Below are 295 nucleotides of genomic sequence, written 5' to 3'. Positions count from 1 at the left end.
GGTCTCGGTGGGTGTCGCCTATGACCAATACCAGGGCAGCACAGTCGCCACATCGGGCGCAGCCGCCAAGCGCGCCGCGATTGGCGGTGCATATGCCTTCGGTGATGCCAAGGTGTTTGCTGGCTACCGCTGGATGCGTGACGAACTCACCAGTGCGACCGCAGTCCGCCAGGACAACCTGTACTGGCTTGGCGCGCTCTACAAGTTCACTCCCGCCTTCAGCCTGACTGGCGCGGCATACTACACCGACGCCCGCAAGGACAGCAACAGTTCGTGGATGTACGTCTTGAATGCC

General features: G+C 62.0%; 1 pseudogene. It reads left to right on the top strand.

Annotated features, from left to right (window positions below):
• Positions 1 to 295 (top strand): annotated as a pseudogene (locus ACYP5B_RS33640) (porin); the annotation flags it as partial.

The sequence above is a fragment of the Cupriavidus sp. 8B genome, assembly GCF_054589115.1.
This window is presented reverse-complemented; position numbering and strand designations above follow the sequence as displayed.